The 18,291-nt window shown below is 66.7% G+C and carries 18 protein-coding genes; 7 read left to right on the top strand and 11 right to left on the bottom strand.

The window, feature by feature from the left end; all coding sequences use genetic code 11:
* Window positions 1-47: 47 nt before the first annotated feature.
* Together obgE and proB are read left to right on the top strand one after the other, a co-directional pair.
* A complete protein-coding gene (gene obgE, locus ACZ46K_RS21760; protein ID WP_464744738.1) occupies window positions 48-1,505 on the top strand; it encodes a GTPase ObgE in 1,458 nt (485 codons plus the stop codon).
* Between the two features lie 13 nt (window positions 1,506-1,518).
* Window positions 1,519-2,619, top strand: coding sequence for a glutamate 5-kinase (gene proB, locus ACZ46K_RS21755; RefSeq protein ID WP_464744736.1), 1,101 nt, complete (start codon window positions 1,519-1,521; stop codon window positions 2,617-2,619).
* On the opposite strand, the gene ACZ46K_RS21750 is transcribed toward proB, so the two are convergent.
* From ACZ46K_RS21750 to ACZ46K_RS21740, 3 genes are read right to left on the bottom strand one after another with little or no spacing between them, the layout of a single operon-like run.
* The gene (locus tag ACZ46K_RS21750; protein WP_054810964.1) at window positions 2,616-3,443 is read right to left on the bottom strand and encodes a Sir2 family NAD-dependent protein deacetylase; all 828 of its coding nucleotides are present in this window, start codon (window positions 3,441-3,443) and stop codon (window positions 2,616-2,618) included. The genes proB and ACZ46K_RS21750 overlap by 4 nt on opposite strands.
* A gap of 39 nt (window positions 3,444-3,482) precedes the next feature.
* Window positions 3,483-5,021 (bottom strand): ATP-dependent DNA ligase, encoded by a 1,539-nt coding sequence (locus ACZ46K_RS21745; RefSeq protein ID WP_464744734.1) that lies wholly within the window; start codon window positions 5,019-5,021, stop codon window positions 3,483-3,485.
* A gap of 51 nt (window positions 5,022-5,072) precedes the next feature.
* On the bottom strand, window positions 5,073-5,678 hold the full coding sequence (locus ACZ46K_RS21740) for a phosphoribosylanthranilate isomerase (protein WP_054807339.1): 606 nt from the start codon (window positions 5,676-5,678) through the stop codon (window positions 5,073-5,075).
* Between the two features lie 130 nt (window positions 5,679-5,808).
* On the opposite strand from ACZ46K_RS21740, the gene ligD reads away from it, so the two are divergent.
* Window positions 5,809-6,774 (top strand): non-homologous end-joining DNA ligase, encoded by a 966-nt coding sequence (ligD, locus tag ACZ46K_RS21735; protein ID WP_054807340.1) that lies wholly within the window; start codon window positions 5,809-5,811, stop codon window positions 6,772-6,774.
* On the opposite strand, the gene ACZ46K_RS21730 is transcribed toward ligD, so the two are convergent.
* From ACZ46K_RS21730 to ACZ46K_RS21710, 5 genes are all read right to left on the bottom strand, one after another.
* A complete protein-coding gene (locus tag ACZ46K_RS21730; protein ID WP_464744732.1) occupies window positions 6,768-7,706 on the bottom strand; it encodes a D-isomer specific 2-hydroxyacid dehydrogenase family protein in 939 nt (312 codons plus the stop codon). The genes ligD and ACZ46K_RS21730 overlap by 7 nt on opposite strands.
* Before the next feature lie 63 nt (window positions 7,707-7,769).
* Window positions 7,770-8,171, bottom strand: coding sequence for an ectoine synthase (locus ACZ46K_RS21725; RefSeq protein ID WP_464744730.1), 402 nt, complete (start codon window positions 8,169-8,171; stop codon window positions 7,770-7,772).
* 43 nt (window positions 8,172-8,214) lie between these two features.
* A complete protein-coding gene (gene ectB / locus ACZ46K_RS21720) occupies window positions 8,215-9,498 on the bottom strand; it encodes a diaminobutyrate--2-oxoglutarate transaminase (RefSeq protein WP_054807341.1) in 1,284 nt (427 codons plus the stop codon).
* 68 nt (window positions 9,499-9,566) lie between these two features.
* On the bottom strand, window positions 9,567-10,085 hold the full coding sequence (ectA, locus tag ACZ46K_RS21715; protein WP_464749432.1) for a diaminobutyrate acetyltransferase: 519 nt from the start codon (window positions 10,083-10,085) through the stop codon (window positions 9,567-9,569).
* Window positions 10,086-10,226: 141 nt separating this feature from the next.
* The gene (locus ACZ46K_RS21710) at window positions 10,227-12,329 is read right to left on the bottom strand and encodes a RecQ family ATP-dependent DNA helicase (protein ID WP_464744728.1); all 2,103 of its coding nucleotides are present in this window, start codon (window positions 12,327-12,329) and stop codon (window positions 10,227-10,229) included.
* A gap of 152 nt (window positions 12,330-12,481) precedes the next feature.
* Between ACZ46K_RS21710 and ACZ46K_RS21705 the strand changes: the two genes are divergently transcribed.
* Window positions 12,482-14,035 (top strand): succinate CoA transferase, encoded by a 1,554-nt coding sequence (locus ACZ46K_RS21705; protein ID WP_054810779.1) that lies wholly within the window; start codon window positions 12,482-12,484, stop codon window positions 14,033-14,035.
* A gap of 10 nt (window positions 14,036-14,045) precedes the next feature.
* Here the strand turns inward: ACZ46K_RS21705 and ACZ46K_RS21700 are convergent, their stop codons facing one another.
* Entirely contained in the window at window positions 14,046-14,651 is a 606-nt protein-coding gene (locus ACZ46K_RS21700; protein ID WP_464744726.1) for a DUF3515 domain-containing protein, read from the bottom strand.
* 62 nt (window positions 14,652-14,713) lie between these two features.
* On the opposite strand from ACZ46K_RS21700, the gene ACZ46K_RS21695 reads away from it, so the two are divergent.
* The 3 genes from ACZ46K_RS21695 to ACZ46K_RS21685 all read left to right on the top strand — a co-directional run bounded on the left by ACZ46K_RS21695 (window position 14,714) and on the right by ACZ46K_RS21685 (window position 17,049).
* Window positions 14,714-15,757, top strand: a complete 1,044-nt coding sequence (locus tag ACZ46K_RS21695; protein WP_464744724.1) for a thiamine-phosphate kinase — start codon at window positions 14,714-14,716, stop codon at window positions 15,755-15,757.
* A 9-nt stretch (window positions 15,758-15,766) separates the two neighbouring features.
* Window positions 15,767-16,288 (top strand): gamma carbonic anhydrase family protein, encoded by a 522-nt coding sequence (locus ACZ46K_RS21690; RefSeq protein WP_054810871.1) that lies wholly within the window; start codon window positions 15,767-15,769, stop codon window positions 16,286-16,288.
* A gap of 62 nt (window positions 16,289-16,350) precedes the next feature.
* Window positions 16,351-17,049 carry a uracil-DNA glycosylase gene (locus ACZ46K_RS21685; protein ID WP_464744722.1) on the top strand — a complete coding sequence of 233 codons (699 nt, stop codon included), beginning with the start codon at window positions 16,351-16,353 and terminating at the stop codon, window positions 17,047-17,049.
* A 25-nt stretch (window positions 17,050-17,074) separates the two neighbouring features.
* On the opposite strand, the gene ACZ46K_RS21680 is transcribed toward ACZ46K_RS21685, so the two are convergent.
* Both ACZ46K_RS21680 and rpmB read right to left on the bottom strand, forming a co-directional pair.
* A complete protein-coding gene (locus tag ACZ46K_RS21680) occupies window positions 17,075-17,926 on the bottom strand; it encodes an enoyl-CoA hydratase/isomerase family protein (protein WP_464744720.1) in 852 nt (283 codons plus the stop codon).
* Between the two features lie 37 nt (window positions 17,927-17,963).
* On the bottom strand, window positions 17,964-18,155 hold the full coding sequence (gene rpmB / locus ACZ46K_RS21675; protein ID WP_054720034.1) for a 50S ribosomal protein L28: 192 nt from the start codon (window positions 18,153-18,155) through the stop codon (window positions 17,964-17,966).
* Window positions 18,156-18,291: the final 136 nt, after the last annotated feature.

The raw sequence follows: 18,291 nt of genomic DNA, 5'->3' as shown, positions 1-18,291 counted from the left end.
CCCTATTGCTTGTTTCATCGGTAGTTTCGTTCGGAGAGAGGTCCACCATGTCCCGCTTCATCGACCGGGTAGTGCTGCACGTCAGCGCCGGCAAGGGTGGCAACGGCTGCGCCTCTGTCCACCGAGAGAAGTTCAAACCCCTCGGCGGTCCCGACGGCGGTAACGGGGGTAGCGGCGGCGACGTCATCCTCGAGGTCGACGAAGGCGTGCACACTCTGCTCGACTTCCACTTCCATCAGCATGCCGCGGCAAAGAACGGTGCTCAGGGCGCCGGTGGCAACCGCGAGGGAGCCAACGGATCCGATCTCGTACTGAAAGTGCCCGAGGGCACGGTGATCCTGGACAAGGACGGCCGCGTACTCGCCGACCTGGTCGGCGCGGGGACCCAGTACATTGCTGCGAACGGCGGCAGAGGTGGGCTCGGCAATGCCGCGCTCGCCTCGCGCGCGCGCAAAGCGCCCGGCTTCGCGCTCCTCGGCGAGGAAGGCGAGGAACTCGACCTCGTCCTCGAACTGAAATCGGTGGCCGACGTGGGTCTCGTCGGATTCCCGTCAGCGGGTAAGTCCTCGCTCGTGTCGGTGCTGTCCGCTGCGAAGCCGAAGATCGCCGACTATCCGTTCACCACCCTGGTTCCGAACCTCGGCGTGGTGCAATCCGGAGACACGACGTTCACCGTTGCCGACGTGCCGGGGCTCATCCCCGGCGCCAGCGAAGGACGCGGCCTGGGACTCGATTTCCTGCGCCACCTCGAGCGGTGCGCCGTGCTCGCGCACGTCGTGGATTGCGCGACCCTCGATCCGGGTCGCGACCCGATCTCCGACGTCGACGCGCTCGAAGCGGAACTCGCCGCATATCAACCTGCCCTCACGGGCGACAGCAGCCTCGGGGAACTCTCCGAGCGCCCTCGCATCGTCATCCTCAACAAAGCAGACGTGCCTGAAGCCGCCGAACTCGCAGAGTTCGTCACACCGGAGTTCGAAGCTCGTGGATGGCCTGTGTTCACGATCTCGGCTGTCAGTCGAGAAGGGTTGCGCCCCTTGACTTTCGCGTTGGCGAAGATGGTCGACGAGTATCGTGTGGCGCACCCGCCTGCCGCGCCGAAGCGCCCTGTGATCCGTCCGGTCGCTCGCAACGAGGACGGGTTCAGCGTCGTTGCCGACCCGGACGAACCGGGTGGATTCATCGTGCGCGGTACCCGCCCGGAGCGCTGGATACGTCAGACCGCATTCGACAACGACGAAGCCGTCGGTTATCTCGCCGATCGTCTCGCACGGCTCGGTGTCGAGAACGAACTCGTCAAACAGGGTGCCCAACCCGGTTGCCATGTCACTATCGGCGACGTCAGCTTCGAATGGGAACCGCAGACGCACGCGGGTGTCGACGTCGTTCCCACGGGCCGTGGCACCGATTCACGCCTCGACCAGACCGATCGCGTCGGCGCGTCCGAACGTCGCCACGCGAAGAAGGTCCGCCGCGGACTCGCAACCGACGACGACGAATTCTGAACCGAGGAGAACAGTGAGCGACACCCGCGGGGTCATCGCTTCCGCACGCAGCATTGTCGTCAAGATCGGATCGTCGGCCATCACGAGTCTGTCCGGTGGTCTCGACCGTGAACGCCTCGATCAACTCGTCGACGCCCTCGAAGCGCGCATGCGGGCCGGTTCGAACGTCACGGTTGTATCCTCGGGCGCGGTCGGTGCCGGGTTGGCACCGCTCGGTCTGACCTCGCGACCTCGCGACCTCGCGACCAAACAGGCTGCCGCGAGCGTGGGGCAACTCGCCCTTGCGCACGCGTGGGGGACGTCGTTCGCCCGGTACGACCGCACAGTCGGTCAGGTGCTTCTCACTGCCGACGACATCGCCCGTCGCACCCAGCATCGCAACGCGCAGCGCACCCTCGACCGGCTCCGGTCATTGGGTGCGGTGCCCGTGGTCAACGAGAACGACACCGTCGCGACGGTCGAGTTGCGGTTCGGCGACAACGACCGTCTCGCCGCGCTCGTGTCGCACCTGACCAGCGCCGACGCACTTGTCCTCCTCTCGGATGTCGACGGGTTGTACGACGGCGATCCGCGTAAGGGCGACGCCACCTTGATCCCCGAGGTCAACAGCCCGGAGGATCTCGACGGCGTCGTCGCCGGCTCGGGTGGTGCACTCGGAACGGGTGGGATGGCGACCAAACTTTCCGCGGCCCGCCTCGCCGCTGACTCCGGGGTGCCTGTGCTGCTGGCCGCCGCGTCGGACGCCGCACAGGCGTTGGGCGCTGCCGATGTGGGCACCGCCTTCGCTGCACGTCCCGAGCGAATGTCGGCCCGCCACTTCTGGGTTCGGCACGCCGCCGACACCGTCGGCACCCTGCATCTCGATGCGGGGGCAGTGCGCGCGGTCGTCGAACGACGTAGGTCGCTGCTCGCGGCCGGGGTCACAGGGATGAGTGGTAGCTTCCACGCCGGCGACGTTGTTGCGCTCGTCGGGCCGGACGAACGCACTGTCGCGCGTGGTGTCGTGGCCTACGACCCGAGCGAGCTCGACTTCATGATCGGCTTCTCCACGCGGCAGTTGCCGCAGGATCTGCAACGACCGGTCGTGCACGCCGACGATCTGGTGCGTATCTAACGCTCCGCCAGTGCACTGAGAATCTCGGAAGCACCCGCGTCGACCTTCACCGCCGCGTGGGTGTCTCCGCGACTCGGGCCACGATTCACGATCGCGACCGGGACGCCCCGTGCTACCGCGCGACGGACGAAGCGGAGCCCGGATTGCACGGTGAGTGAACTTCCCGCGACGAGAAGCACATCCGCGTCGTCGACGAGTTCGAAGGCGGCGTCGACGCGGGAACGCGGCACGATCTCACCGAAGTACACGATGTCGGGTTTGAGCATTCCGCCACATCGGTCGCAGTCGACGACAACGAAATCGCCGGTGTCGGCGACGACAGCGTCGGCATCGGGAGCGACCTCGAGACCGGTGACGCCGTGGGCTCGCTCCTCGAAGCCCGGGTTCGCTGCCGACAACCGTTCGTGCAGCGTGAACCGTGAGAGGCGCTTCTCGCATGCAAGGCACCGGACCTGGGCGTACGAGCCGTGCAGGTCGATCACTCGACGGCTTCCCGCCTTCGTGTGCAGCAGGTCGACGTTCTGGGTGATGACGCCGACGACGGTTCCGCTCCGTTCGAGCGCCGCGACCGCGCGGTGACCGGCATTCGGTCGCGCTGCATCCATGTGGCGCCAGCCGATGTGGTTACGCGCCCAGTAGCGCTGGCGGAACACCGGGTCGCCGACGAACTGCTGAAACGTCATGGGGTTGCGTGGCGGTGAATCGGGCCCTCGGTAATCGGGGATCCCGGAATCTGTCGACACCCCGGCTCCGGTGAGGACCGCGATGCGCCGACCGTCCACGAGCGCACGCAACTTCTCGGACGGGTCCGTCACCGTCGTCATCTGGATACCGAACACAGGCCCTCCTTCGCGGCCTCCATGCTATTCCTGCGCTGTCGTGTCCGTTCCTCGGGCGGGAAGCAGGGCCCGGACGGCGTCGATGCTGTCGGCGTCGACAGGAGACTTGTCGGGGCGATAGCGCAGAACCCGCGCGAAGCGCAGCGCGACACCACCCGGATAGCGGGTGCTGGTCTGCACACCGTCGAGTTCGATCTCCACGACCACCTCTGGTCGCAGGTACACGGTGTGGTCGTCACGGTGGGATTCGAAGTCCGGAAACCGGGTGGTCTGCCATCGCAGCAGTTCGTCGGTCAACCCTTTGAAGGTCTTGCCGACCATGATCGGGGGACCGCCGTCGGGGTCGCGGGCGCCGAGGTGCAGGTTGGACAGGAACCCGGTGCGGCGCCCGTAGCCCCATTCCGCACCGAGGACGATCAGGTCGAGCGTGTGCTCGGGTTTGATCTTCTGCCACGCGTGGCCGCGGCGACCGGCCAGATACGGAGACGCCAGGGACTTGACCATGATCCCCTCGTGACCGTGTTCGAGGGCGGCATCGAGGTGAGCGTGCGCCGCAGCCCGGTCCGGGGCGGCCACCGCCGGAATCCGATGCGCACCCGCGACACGATCGAGCGAGGTAAGGCGTTCGGACAGTGGAAGATCGAGCAGATCGATGCCGTCGAGATGGAGGCAGTCGAAGAAGTACGGGTGGAGGAGGAGTTCGCGTGCCGTGCTCGCCCCGAAGCGGCTCATGGTCTCCTGGAACGGCCGTGGTCGCCCGGAATCGGTGAGAGCGAGCGTCTCTCCGTCCAACACCACACTGCGGCACGGCAGCGCGGCAACGAGCTCGACGAGTTCGGGTACCGACGAGGTGATCTCGCGCAGAGTCCGCGTGAACACCCATACCGAGTCGCCGTCGCGGTGCACCTGAATGCGTGCGCCGTCGAGCTTGTACTCGACGCTGCATTGACCGGCGAACTCGTCGAGCGCCGACTCGACGGACTCGGCGGGCACCGCGAGCATCGGCCGGATCGGGCGCCCGAGCTCGAGTCGGAATGCGGACAGGGCGTCGAGCCCACCGGCAAGCGCAGCGGCCGCCGCGCGGGGGAGTTGCCCCGAGAGCATCACCGCGCGTCGCACGGCGGCGGTCGGCAGCTTCGCGGTCGCTGCCACGGCGTCGGCCATGACGCCTTCGAGTGCGCCCTGGCGGAGCTCCCCGCCGAGCAGCTGCACCAGGAAGGCCTGTTCGTGTGCAGCGGCGCGGGTGAACAGGTCCGCCAGCAGTTCTTTTCTCAGTCCGGTCGATCCGGGACCGGACAGGCCCGCGATGCGGTCGACGAGTGTGCCGACCTCCGTCACCGTCAGAGTCGGATCGTCGGCGGGTGCCGCCTGCAACGCCGTGAGTGTGCGGAACCCGATGCCGATGCGTCCCTGCGGCAGCACACCGGACAACCATGACACCACAGGCTCGACCTCTTCGGGAGTCGCCTGTTCCAGCAGTGCGCGCAGGGCAGCAGTCTTGACCTTCCTCGACCGCGTCGCGGCGACCGTGGCAGATGTCTCGACCACTCGAGTCAACTTCACCGTTCGACGGTATCGCCGGACGGTGTTCGATATCGGCGAACGCCGACAGCGTCAGTGTGCGCCTGCTCCCTTGGCAGCAGCGATGAACCGGCGGATCGCTTCGGAGTCCTTCACACCGCGCGATACTTCGACACCGCTCGAGACGTCGACACCCCAGGGGTGGACGGCGGCGATGGCCGCAGTGACGGTGTCGGGGTACAGACCGCCGGCCAGCAGCCACTGCCCGGTCGGCAGTGACGGCAGAACCGCGGGATCCCAGGATTCGCCACTGCCGGGCTTCGGTGCGTCCACGAGCAGCAGGTCCTCGCCGAACGCACCGGCAGTCAAAGGCTGGGCGGTGTCGGCTCCCACCGCGCGGATCAGCCGCGCGGAGTGTTCTGCGAGCGCGGCGAAGGACTCGGCCGGGTAGTTGCCGTGCAGTTGGATCGCTCGGACCCCGGACGCGTCGGCGAGCGCACGTACCTCCGCGACCGTTTGTCCGGCGAACACACCGACGGTGAGTACGTTCTCGGGTATTTCGGCGGCCAGCTCGGCCGCGCGTTCCGGGGTGACCTGCCGGGGGCTGGCAGTCAGGACGAACCCGATGGCGTCGGCGCCCGCCGAGACGGCTGCCGCAACATGCTCGGGCTCCCGGAGGCCACAGATCTTGACGAACATGAATAGAACCCTACGTCGCCGTCGTCCTGCGGTAGCTCCGGGCGCTTCTCGATGTCGGCGAATGCGGTGTGCGGACCGCGGCCACGGGCGACCATGGACTGCGAGGCGGATCGACGACGGGAGCCAGGGAATGGGAGCAGCAAAGGGTTCGTCGACGGCTGTCGAGCTGGACGTCGACGGCCGGACGGTCCGGATCTCGCATCCCGAGCGCATCTACTTCCCGGCGCTCGGCGTCACCAAGCTCGACCTTGCACGGTATTACATGGCCGTCGGAGATGGCATCGTCCGCGCGCTACGGGATCGTCCGTGCATGCTGCACCGGTTCCCGGATGGCCTTGCGGGAGACAAGGTGCATCAGAAGCGGCTCCCGCGCGGCGCACCGGACTGGGTGCAGACCGTTCGTGTTCACTTCCCTCGATACAACCGCGATGCCGACGAACTGTGCGTCACACATCTCGCGGATGTCGTGTGGGCGGTGCAGATGTCGACGGTGGAGTTCCATCCGTGGAACTCGCGCCGCGCCGACGTGGAGAAGCCCGACGAGTGGCGGATCGATCTCGACCCGATGCCCGAATGCGACTTCGGGAAAGTGCGCCGTGTCGCGTCGGTGGTGCACGAGGTGCTCGACGAACTGGGTGCGGTGGGGTGGCCGAAAACCTCGGGTGGGCACGGGCTGCACGTCTACGTTCGAATCGAGCCGGAATGGGGATTCGACGATGTCCGCAGGGCTGCACTGGCTTTCGCACGTGAAGTCGAGCGGCGCGCGCCGCGGGACGTCACCACCGCGTGGTGGCGTAAGGACAGGGATCCCGCTGCCGTGTTCGTCGACTACAACCAGAATGCCCGCGACCACACGATCGCGAGCGCATACTCGGTGCGCGGTGTTCCGGAGGGAACTGTATCGGCACCGGTGCGGTGGAACGAGATCGACGACCTCGAACCTCGCGATTTCACCATCGAGACCGTCCCCGACCGATTCGCGAAACTCGGTGACCTGTATGCCGGAATCGACGACGATGCGTTCTCGCTCGACCGGCTGCTGGACTGGGCTGATCGGGACGAGCGTAACTCGCCGGAGGGGGACGGATCTCAGTAGCCGGAGCTCACATCGATCACCGCGACGGGTTCGACGCCAGACGCGAACCGCGTGACGTTCTCGACCACCCGTTCCACGTAGGCGGGTACCCGCAGGGCGGGCGGGTTCGAATCGTGCGGCGTGATCATCGCATTGGGCAGCGACCACAAGGGGTGCCCGGCGGGCAGCGGTTCTGGGTCGGTGACGTCGAGTCCGGCACCGGCGATCGTGCCCGCCGTCAGAGCACCGACCAGCGCGTCGGTGTCGATGAGGCTGCCACGTGCGATGTTCACCAGCCACGCGGTCGGCTTCATCGCGGCCAGTTCCTCCGCGCCGATCAGTTGCTCGGTGTCCGGTGTGGCCGCCGCGGAGACTACGAAATGGTCTGCAAGCGGCCAGATTTCGTCGATTCGCTCCACGGGGAAGGTTTCGACTGCACCGGGGACGGGACGTCCGCTCCGATTGACGGCCAGAGTGTGCGCACCGAGCGACGCAAGCATCGGGATGAGTGCCCGTCCGATTCCGCCCGCGCCGATGATGCCGATCGTGGCTCCGCGCAGTGTGCCCAGACGTGGGTAGAACGCCTCGGGTGCCCACGAGGTCGCCACGAGATGGTGGGGTAGCGCTCGGACACCGGCGAGCAGCAACATCAGGGCATGCTCGGCGACCGTGGCGGAGTACGCTCCGGCCGCGGACGTCCACAGCACCTGTGGGTGCCGCCTGATGATGCCCTCCGTGAGCCAGCGTTCGACCCCGGCAGAAGACAGCTGCACCCAGCGCACCGAGTCGGGAAGGGTCGCAGGAAACGAATCCGGTCCGCCGGTCCAGATCACTGCGTCGGGACGCTGCTCGAGCGACACCGGGGTCCCGCCTCCGCTGGTGACCGCCCGGACGAACATGTCGTCGGCCCGGGGGCCGACAGCAATGCGGGGCGAACGCTGAACCGAGGCCATGGCCTCGACTCTATGCGTCCGCCCCGCATCGGTCACGCTGTGTGACCCGGATTCTCGGGTCGATCAGGCAGTTTCTTCGACGATGAGCGGGTAGACCCCGTTCTCGTCGTGCACCTCACGGCCGGTGACCGGCGGGTTGAACACACACAGCATCCGCATGCGGGTGTCTGGCTCGACCCGGTGCCGCTCGTGTCCGTTGAGCAGGTACATCGATCCGGGGACCAGGTCGTACACGACGTCGTTGTCGAGGTCGCGCAGCTTGCCGGTGCCCTCCACCAGCCATACCGCCTCGATGTGGTTGGCGTAGTGGAACTCGTTGATCGTTCCGGCTTCGATGGTCGTCTCGTGGAACGAGAAGCCGACTTTGTCACCGGCGAGGACGATGCGCTTGCTGCGCCACTGTCCGTCTTCGGACGTGATGTCACGCTCGGTGTCGGTGATTTCCTCGGTTGTACGCACGATCATGTGAAGCGATGCTCTTTCTACTGGTGAACGGGGGACGGAGCGGTCAGGAACGGACTTTGGCGGTGGCCTCGGCGAGGATGTTCAGACCGTACTCGAGTTCGTCGTCGGTGATGGTCAGCGGCGGCAGCAGCTTGACGACCTGGTCGGACGGACCCGACGTCTCGGCCAGCAGCCCCTTCTCGAATGCGAGGGCGCACACCTTCTGAGCATCGGACGGGTCTTCGAACACCAGGCCCTGGACCAGACCGCGGCCGCGGGTGGACACACCCTCGAACATGTCGGACAGGTTCATGAAGGTCTGGTGGATGCGCTCACCCTTGCGCAGCGTGCCGCGCTCGAGTTCGTCGTCGGTCCAGTAGTGGCTCAGCGCCTTGGTCGCGGTGATGAACGACGGGCTGTTGCCGCGGAAGGTGCCGTTGTGCTCGCCCGGGCCCCAGACGTCGAGCTCGCGCTTGAACAGTGTGAGGGCCATCGGCAAGCCGTATCCGCCGATCGACTTCGACAGCGTCACGATGTCGGGGGTGATGCCGGCTTCCTCGAAGGAGAAGAACTTGCCGGTACGTCCGCAACCCATCTGAACGTCGTCGACGATGAGCAGGATCTCACGCTCGGAGCACAGATCTGCCAGGGCGCGAAGCCATTCGGCGCGCGCGACGTTGACGCCGCCTTCACCCTGGACGGTTTCGACGATCACCGCGGCGGGGCGGTTGAGACCACTACCGGAATCGTCCAGGACGCGGGAGAACCACTGGAAGTCCTCGGTGACACCGTTGAAGTAATTGTCGAACGGCATCGGGGTCGCGTGCACAAGCGGTACACCGGCACCGGCACGCTTCATCGAGTTTCCGGTCACCGAGAGCGCACCGAGCGTCATGCCATGGAACGCGTTGGTGAAGTTGATGATCGATTCGCGACCGGTGACCTTACGTGCCAGCTTGAGGGCGGCCTCGACGGTGTTGGTGCCGGTGGGGCCGGGGAACTGGACCTTGTAATCGAGTCCGCGCGGCTTCAGGATCACGTTCTCGAAGGTCTCGAGGAGATCGCGCTTGGCGGTGGTCATCATGTCGAGGCCGTGAGTGATCCCGTCCTTCATGATGTAGTCCACCAGAGCGGACTTCAGGACCGGATTGTTGTGGCCGTAGTTCAGCGCACCGGCACCGGCGAAGAAGTCGAGGTAGTCCTTGCCGTCCTCGCTCCGCAACCAGGAGCCGGACGCCGTTTCGAATACTGCGGGCCACCCACGGCTGTAACTGCGGACCTCGGATTCGAGGTGCTCGAAGATATCGTTACCAGTGTGGGTGCTGGGCTTGTCTTCCAGGATGGTCATTTTCTGTGGTCCTCCTGTGATGAATTTCGATGACGAATTCGGCACGGAAAATATTCCGTAATGCCTGATCAGTCGCCGATCGTGTAGAGATCTTCCGCCAGATGTGAATCGGGAAAATCATCGGGAGCGAACAAATCGGTTCGCGTGATATGAGTGCCACGGCGTCGTGCCAGGGCGGTGAACATGGCGATCGAGGCAGCGTTGTCGGGGCTCACGGTCGTTTCCAACCGGGTCACACCGGACGGCCGTAGGCGATCGAGCAGGGCATCGAGCATGCGCCCGGCCACTCCGCGACCGCGCTGATCAGCATCGACGGCTACCTGCCACACGAACAGTGTCTGGGGGGAGTCCTGCCTGCGGTAGCCGGTGATGAATCCGACCGGACGATCGGTCTCGTCGGTTGCTACGACCGACGTCTCGGCGAAGTCGCGACACCACAGCACATATGCATAACCGGAATTGACGTCGAGCACCTCGGAATCGCGGGCAATCTGCCACAAACGCTTTCCGTCGGAGATCTGAGGGCTCCGAAAACTCAATTCAGCCGGTTCGGTCGTCGGGGTACTACTTTCCATAACGGGCTTCATAAGTAGTTCGAACCTAACAAGACTCCGGATCGAAATCACCCCATTGGTCCGAATCGGTGTGGATAGTCCGGGCTCTGCGCAGGTGAGGCGGCGATTGTGAGGCCGGTCACAATTATGTTACGTCCGGTGTTCTCCGAGCGATTACTTCGGGCTCGCCAGAGCGAAGGGCAGGACCCCGTCCGCTCCCGACGCGATGAGATGCCGCGCCGCCATCGTCAAGGTCCACCCGGTATCGGTGACAGCGTCGACGAGGAGCACCGGCCCGTGCTGTCCGTCGAGGTCCAGCGGCTCCCATGCGTCGACCAGAGCGGCGATCCGGTACGCAGAATTCGCGGCGGTCACGGCCGGTGCCCCGGGGCGCCGCCGCAGGACGCCCAGGTTCTGCAGACGGCCGAGCCGAGCGAGCTGCTCGGCGAGCGATTCCACGAGTGCCGGATGATCGGTCGATTCGAGTGCGATCACTGCGGTCGGCCGCTCGGCCCAGTCCCAGGCCGCCAGCACGGCCACCGCGGCCTTCACCACGGACTCGGGCGCCTCGGCATCGGGACCGTCCAGCAGCGTTCGTAGCCGCGGACCCCACCCGAGATCCGACAGCCTGCCGAGTACGCGACCGGGTGCCGGCCCGTCGGTGATCTTCCCGGACAACTTCACGCCCAGGGCGGTCATCCCGGTGGGCCATTGCTTGCGCGGTGCCAGATCGACACCCGGACGTTCGAGTCGGGCGCGGGTGCGTTGTACCTCTTCGTCGTCGACTCGGGCGTTCCATCGAACCCCGGTGCAGTTGTCGCATCGACCACACCCGGGCATGTCGGGACTCGACTCGGGGTCGTCCAACTGGCGCCGCAGGAAGACCATCCGGCAGCCTGTGGTCCGCTCGTACTCGAGCATTGCCTCCTGTTCGGCCGTGCGCGCCGCCTCCAGGCGTGCATAGCGCTCGGCGTCGTACTCCCACGACTGTCCGGTCGCGATCCAGCCGCCTTTGACGCGGCGTACCGCACCGTCGACGTCGAGGACCTTGAGCACCATCTCGAGCCGGGAACGATTGAGGTCGACACGGGGTTCGAGTGCCTGCGTCGACAGCGGACGCTCATCATCCAGTGCGCCGATCACGCGGCGAACCAGCGACTCCTCGGGAAACGCGACCGAAGCGAACCACTTCCATATCTGCCGGTCTTCACTGCCGGGCAGAAGGATGACCTCGGCGCGATCGGTGGATCGGCCGGCGCGCCCGACCTGCTGGTAGTACGAGATCGGTGACGACGGGGCGCCCAGGTGTACCACGAATCCGAGGTCGGGCTTGTCGAAGCCCATCCCGAGCGCGGAGGTTGCGACCAACGCCTTGACGCGATTCGCGAGGAGATCGGCTTCGAGCTGTTCACGCTCGGCGGTGTCGGTCTGCCCGGTGTATGCGGCGACCGTGTGGCCGTGTTCGGCGAGCAATGAGGCAAGGTCGCGTGCCGCGGACACCGTCAGCGCATAGATGATGCCCGAGCCGGGGAGCTCGTGCAGACGTTGTGCAAGCCATGCGGCACGTCGTGCAGGCTCGTCGATCGGTACCACCGACAGATGCAACGACGGCCGGTCGAGCCCACCCCGCAGGACCAGCGTGTCGTCGCTTCCCGCACCCACACCGAGCTGGGTGGCGACATCCGTGACCACCCGATCGTTCGCGGTCGCCGTGGTGGCCAGGACCGGGATTCCCTCACCGAGCTCTGCGACGAGCGTGCGGATACGTCGATAGTCGGGCCGGAAGTCGTGGCCCCAGTCCGACACGCAGTGCGCTTCGTCGACCACGACGAGGCCGGCGTCCCGCGCCAGTGACGGCAGGACCTGGTCGCGGAAGTCCGGATTGTTGAGCCGCTCGGGGCTGACGAGGAGAATGTCGATCTCGCCGTCCGCGATGCGTTGGTGGATCCCATCCCATTCGGTGACGTTTCCGGAATTGATGGTCGCTGCATGCACACCTGCGCGTTCCGCGGCCTCCACCTGATTTCGCATCAACGCGAGTAGCGGAGAGACGATGACGGTGGGCCCGTGGCCGTGTGCGCGGAGAAGTTTGGCGGAGATGAAGTACACCGCGGACTTGCCCCAGCCCGTGCGTTGCACCACGAGTGCGCGGCGCCGGTGCACCACGAGCGCCTCGATCGCCGTCCACTGATCCTCGCGCAGTGTCGCGCCCGGCCCGGCCAGTTCGGTGAGCAGTCGTTCGGCCTCGTCGCGCAGATCGATCATCGGGGTGCTCATGCGCCCATCGTGCACGACCGCACCGACGTCCACCTGTCGCTCGTGCTCACTGGACCGGTGCGGGCACCTACCCGCTGTACGTTGCGGTGATTTCGGTCCGGCAGACACGGGTGGTGTGATCGACGCATCGTTACCGTCGCTAAACTGCCCGCATGTCGATGAGCTCTGCCCCCGCTGCTCCGGTCCCGAACACGGAACGGATACGGAACCGAGAATTTCGCAACAAGATCGTCTCGGCAGAGGAGGCAGTTCGCTACATCCACCCCGGTGACACCGTCGCGGTCAGTGGTTTCGCCAGCGCCGGAACTCCGAAAGCGGTCACTCCCGCGCTCGCCGAGCGGATACGCCGCGCCCGCGCGGCCGGCGAAGAGTTCACCGTCGATCTACTGACCGGTGCGTCGGTCTCGGCCGACGTCGAACGACTGCTCGCCGAGACGGACGGTATTGCTCTGCGGATGCCCTACCAGGCCGAGCCCACCGCTCGTGCGCGCATCAACGACGGGCGCATGGACTACGTCGACATCCACCTGTCTCACGTCGCTCAGCAGGTGTGGGAGGGTTACTACGGCACCGTCGACGTCGCGGTGGTGGAGGTCGCCGGAATCACCGAGTCGGGCGAACTGATCCCGGCGACGTCCGTCGGCAACAGCAAGACCTGGCTCGACGTGGCAGAGAAGATCGTTCTCGAGGTGAATTCGTGGATTCCCGAAGGACTCGCCGGAAGTCACGACATCTACTACGGCACCGCGCTGCCGCCGCACCGCACACCGATCCTCCTCACCGATGTGGACGACCGGATCGGACAGCCCTTCTTCCGCGTGGATCCCGAGCGTGTCGTCGCCGTGGTGGAGACCGACGCACCCGACAGTGCAGTCAAGCTGGCCGCGCCGGATTCGACCAGCGACGCCATCGCCGCGCAGGTCCTGGACTTCTTCGGTCACGAGGTGCGGTCCGGTCGCCTCCCCGCCGACACGCTCCTGCCCCTGCAATCGGGCATCGGCAATGTCGCCAACGCAGTGCTGGCGGGGCTCTCCCGCGGTCCGTACCGGGGACTGACCTGCTATTCGGAGGTCATCCAGGACGGCATGTTGCAGCTCATCGACGACGGCACAGTGCGCTTCGCGTCCTCGACCGCGTTCGCGCTGTCCGCAGCAGGCCTCGACAAGCTGGTGGAGAACATCGACTTCTACCGTGAGCGCATCCTGCTCAGGCCTCAGGAGATCAGCAACCACCCGGAGATCGTCCGGCGCCTGGGCATCATTGCGATGAACGGAATGCTCGAGGCCGACGTCTACGGCAACGTCAACTCCACCCACGTGATGGGGACCAGGATGATGAACGGGATCGGCGGTTCGGGGGACTTCGCCCGCAACGGCTACCTGTCGATGTTCCTGAGCCCGTCCACAGCGCGCGGCGGTGCAATCTCGTCGATCGTGCCGATGGTGCCGCACATCGACCACACCGAGCACGACGTACAGATCCTCGTCACCGAACAGGGACTCGCCGACCTGCGTGGGCTTGCACCGCGCCGTCGTTCACGGGTCGTGATCGAGAAGTGCGCACACCCCGACTACCGCGCCGAGTTGACGGACTACGTCGAGCGCGCTGAAGCCGCAGAGGGCGGGGGACACACTCCACACCTGCTCGGTGAGGCCTTCGGATTCCACCAGCGGTTCCAGCAGACCGGCACCATGCACGCGCGCTGAGCGCGCCGGCTCAGGGACCTTCGACCGGAGCGGGGTCGATCTCCTGCTGGGGGAGGACGTCGATCACCGTCGCCGAGATGTCCTGCAGAGGAGTCGGGCCCGAGCCGTTCGGGATGGTCAGCGCGACGTAGACCGGACGGTCCACCGCGTACCACGTGCTGGCGTCGATACCCTGCTCGGCGCCCGACACCTCGAACCACTGCACCCCGTCGATGACCTGTAGCGAGGCTGCCTGATCGAACTGCGCAGGTCGGTCGAGACCACACCGCAGGACCACTTCGGATGCGTCGGGAGCCTGCCACGCTGCTGCTCCGACCGGGGCGGGATCGGCCAGCTCCGCGCGGGCGAAGTCGCCCATGTCCTCAGGAAGCGCGGCGAGCAGGTCGGTGCACGAACCCGACTCGGCTTCCGGCGCGGGAACCGGCCCGAGCCCCACCGGGCTCGTCACAGGATCCCGCGACACCATGACGGCCGCCACGACGACCCCGGTGAGCAGCGCGACGGGAAGCGCGACCGCGGTGGCGATCATCGCGGGGCTGCGGCGCGGCTCGCCGGCGGTGCTCGCGGTGGCATCGGTCGCGGTCGGATCGGGTTCGGGCGCGGAGTTGTCGTTCATTCAATTCCCGGAATCGGAGGGTGAGCGGGTAGGAAGGTAGCGTTCGACGACGCTAGCAGGGCATGTACTCCGCCCGACCACAGCCGATCGAGAAAGAGGCGCCAGTCACCGTGTCGGATCCGATCGGTTCGTCCAGCAGCCCCGGGCGGGAACCCACCGTTGCCGAGGTGGGGGAGTTCCCCACGATCGCCCGGGCGGTCGCCGGTCGGCGGCAGCCCGCCACGACTTTGGTGGGGCCGGGGCACGACGCCGCGATCGTGGCAGCTGCGGACTGCCGGGTCGCGGTCTCCACCGACATGCTCGTCGAAGGCCGCCATTTCCGGCTGGATTGGTCGTCACCGCAGGATGTCGGGCGCAAGGCGGTCGCGCAGAACGGTGCGGACGTCGCCGCGATGGGAGCGCGACCCACCGCATTCCTCGTGGGACTCGGTTGCCCACCCGACACCCCGGTCTCGGTGCTCGACGGGATTTCCGCGGGTATCGGAGAGGCCGCCGAAGCGATCGGCGCCGGTGTGGTCGGGGGAGACCTCGTTCAGGCCGAACAGGTGATCGTCGCCGTGACCGTCCTCGGCGATCTGCAGGGACGCGCACCGCTGCTGCGCTCGGAGGCACGCGCGGGCGACATCGTCGCGCTCGCCGGCAGCACCGGAGCGTCCGCGGCGGGGCTGGCCCTGCTTGCGGCCGAGCACACCGGATTCACCGACCTCGTCGCCGCCCATCGGGTTCCGTCACCGCCCTACGAGGCCGGTGTCAGCGCCGTGCTCGCGGGGGCCCGTGCCGGCACCGACATCTCCGACGGTCTACTCGCCGACCTCGGGCACATCGCGGTCGCATCGGGCGTTGCGATCGTCGTGGAACAGCACACTCTGGAACCCGGTCCGCGCCTGAGAGCGGCGGCGGGGGAACTCGGGGCCGATCCTTGGAACTGGGTGTTCGCCGGCGGCGAAGACCACGCCCTCGCCGCGTGCTTCCCGCCCGAGGCGGAGTTGCCGGACGGATGGCGACGGATCGGTCGCGTGCACGACGGCAGCGGCGTGACGGTCGACGGGCGAAGCCGGGACGCACCGGGTGGGTGGGAGAGTTTCGGGTCCGCGACCTCGAGATAGGTTTTTCCCATGGCTGTTTACGCTCTCGGTGACCGCACCCCCGATATCCATCCCACCGCCTACGTGCACCCTGACGCGGTGGTCATCGGCAACGTCACGCTCGGTGCTCACGCCTCGGTGTGGCCCACTGCGGTGCTACGGGCCGACTACGGCCGGATCGTCGTCGGTGAAGAGACGAACATCCAGGACGGCACGATCATCCACTGCACGGCGATCGACGACACGATCCTCGGCGCACGGTGCGTGGTCGGGCACAACACTCACATCGAGGGCGCTACGATCGGTGACGGCGCTCTGATCGGTTCGGGTTCTCTGGTGCTCAACGGATCGACGATCGGCGAAGGCGCCCAGGTTGCGGCCGGTGCCCTGATCCCGCCGCGGTTCGAGCTTCCGGCGCGGCGGATGGCCATGGGGATCCCCGCGAAGATCCGTGAAGGATTCGAATTGCCCGAGGGCCACTTCGACGTGAACGCGAAGATGTACGCCGCGAACGCCGACTACTACCGCACGGCCCTGCGTCGTATCGACTGATCGGGTCTCGATCGATCCACCAGAACCGTATCGACAGAAGACCGACCGGAGGAGTTTCCGACGTGAGCGAGCAGACGACCGAGCGGGCGCCGAAGCCTCTGTCCGAGATCGTCGACCCGGGCTGGGCGGAGGCCCTCGCACCCGTCGCCGACGACATCACCGCGATGGGGGCCTTCCTCAGGGCGGAGATTGCAGCTGGGCGGAAGTATCTTCCCGCCGGCGAGAACGTCCTTCGTGCGTTCACCCACCCGTTCGATCGCGTGCGGGTGCTGATCGTCGGGCAGGACCCGTATCCGACGCCCGGCCACGCGGTCGGACTGAGTTTCTCCGTGGCACCGGACGTGCGGCCCATTCCGCGCAGTCTCGCCAACATCTACCGCGAGTACGGCGAAGACCTGGGACTGTCCCAGCCCACCAACGGCGATCTCACTCCCTGGTCGGAGCAGGGCGTGCTGTTACTGAACAGGGTGCTCACCGTGCAACCGGGGGAACCGGCATCGCATCGGCGTAAAGGGTGGGAGGGCGTCACCGAACAGGCGATTCGAGCGCTCGTCGCGCGGGGGACGCCGCTCGTCGCGATTCTGTGGGGCCGCGACGCAGCCACCCTGCGCCCGATGCTCGGCGACATTCCGACCGTCGAGTCTGCGCACCCGTCGCCGCTGTCGGCGTCGCGCGGATTCTTCGGATCGAAACCCTTCAGCCGCGCGAACGCGTTGCTGGTGGAGCAGGGTGGCGAGCCGGTGGACTGGCGTCTGCCCTAGCACCTCGCCCAGCGGCTCGCGGCGATCACTGCTGGTCGGCGTTGGCGCCCAGCGACCAGTCGGGGCGGCGTTTCTCGACGAAGGCGTCCACACCTTCGATGCCGGTGGGGGTGGTCGATGCGGCCGAGATCGATGCGGCCTCGGCGTCCATCTGTTCGGACAGCGACCGATGCACGGAGTCGTTCACCAGACGGTGGATGCCCGCGTAGGCCGCGGTCGGGCCGTGCGCGAGGGTGCGTGCGATTCTCAGGGCCTCGCCTTGGATCTCGTCGTCGCCGACGATCCGGCTGAGAAGCCCGAGCCGGACACCTTCCTCGGCGCTGATCACAGCGTCGGTGAGGATGAGTTCGCGCGCACGGGCGAGCCCCACGACGCGCGGCAGAGTCCACGACATCCCGCCGTCCGGGGTGAATCCGATCGACGGGTAGGCGGCGCGCAGCTTCGTTCCGGGGCCTGCGAACGCGATGTCTGCGTGCAGCACGATGCTCATGCCCGCACCCGCCGCCCAGCCGTGCACTGCGGCGACGACAGGAACTGCGATGGCGTCGAGTGCGCGGACGAAGTCGTGGAACAGGTTCGCGATGTCGAACAGGTGGGCGCTGCGGTCTTCCGCCGCGGCGAAGCCGCGGACGTTTCCACCCGCGCAGAAGTTCGCGCCCTCGCCGACGAGCAGGACTGCACCGATCTCGGGGCCGGCCGAACGCAGGGCGTCGATGCCCTGTCGCATGCCTTCGGGGGACAACGACGTGCCGTGTTCGGCGGTGGCCACGGCGATCCGCAGCACACCGTCCTCCACGCGTACGAGGGACTGTAGGTTATCGGTCACCGTCGCACCATATCGGTATCGGTGACCGAACGATGAAGGCCCCCGGTGCATTACGCACCGGGGGCCTTCATCTACATCTCGACCGGGATCAGCCGCGAGCAACCTTTCCTGCCTTCAGGCAGGAGGTGCACACGTTCATCTTGCGGGTGTTGCCCGGTGCAACCTGAGCGCGGACGCTCTGGATGTTCGGGTTCCAGCGACGGTTGGTACGCCGGTGCGAGTGCGAGACCGACTTCCCGAAGCCGGGGCCCTTGGCGCATACGTCGCAGACGGCAGCCATGTCGCGAACTCCTTGTGTCTAGTGGATATCTTCTGTCTGTGTGTTCGGACACGGGGATCGTCGTCACCCGTGTCAGGCAACCCGACTAGCTTAGCCAACCGGACTGCCTAAGACCAAACCGGACGCGTGAACACGT

This window comes from Rhodococcus sp. JCM 9793, from assembly GCF_055380405.1.
The sequence above is the reverse complement of the archived record's forward strand: the minus strand, read 5'-3'. Positions and strand labels throughout refer to the sequence as shown.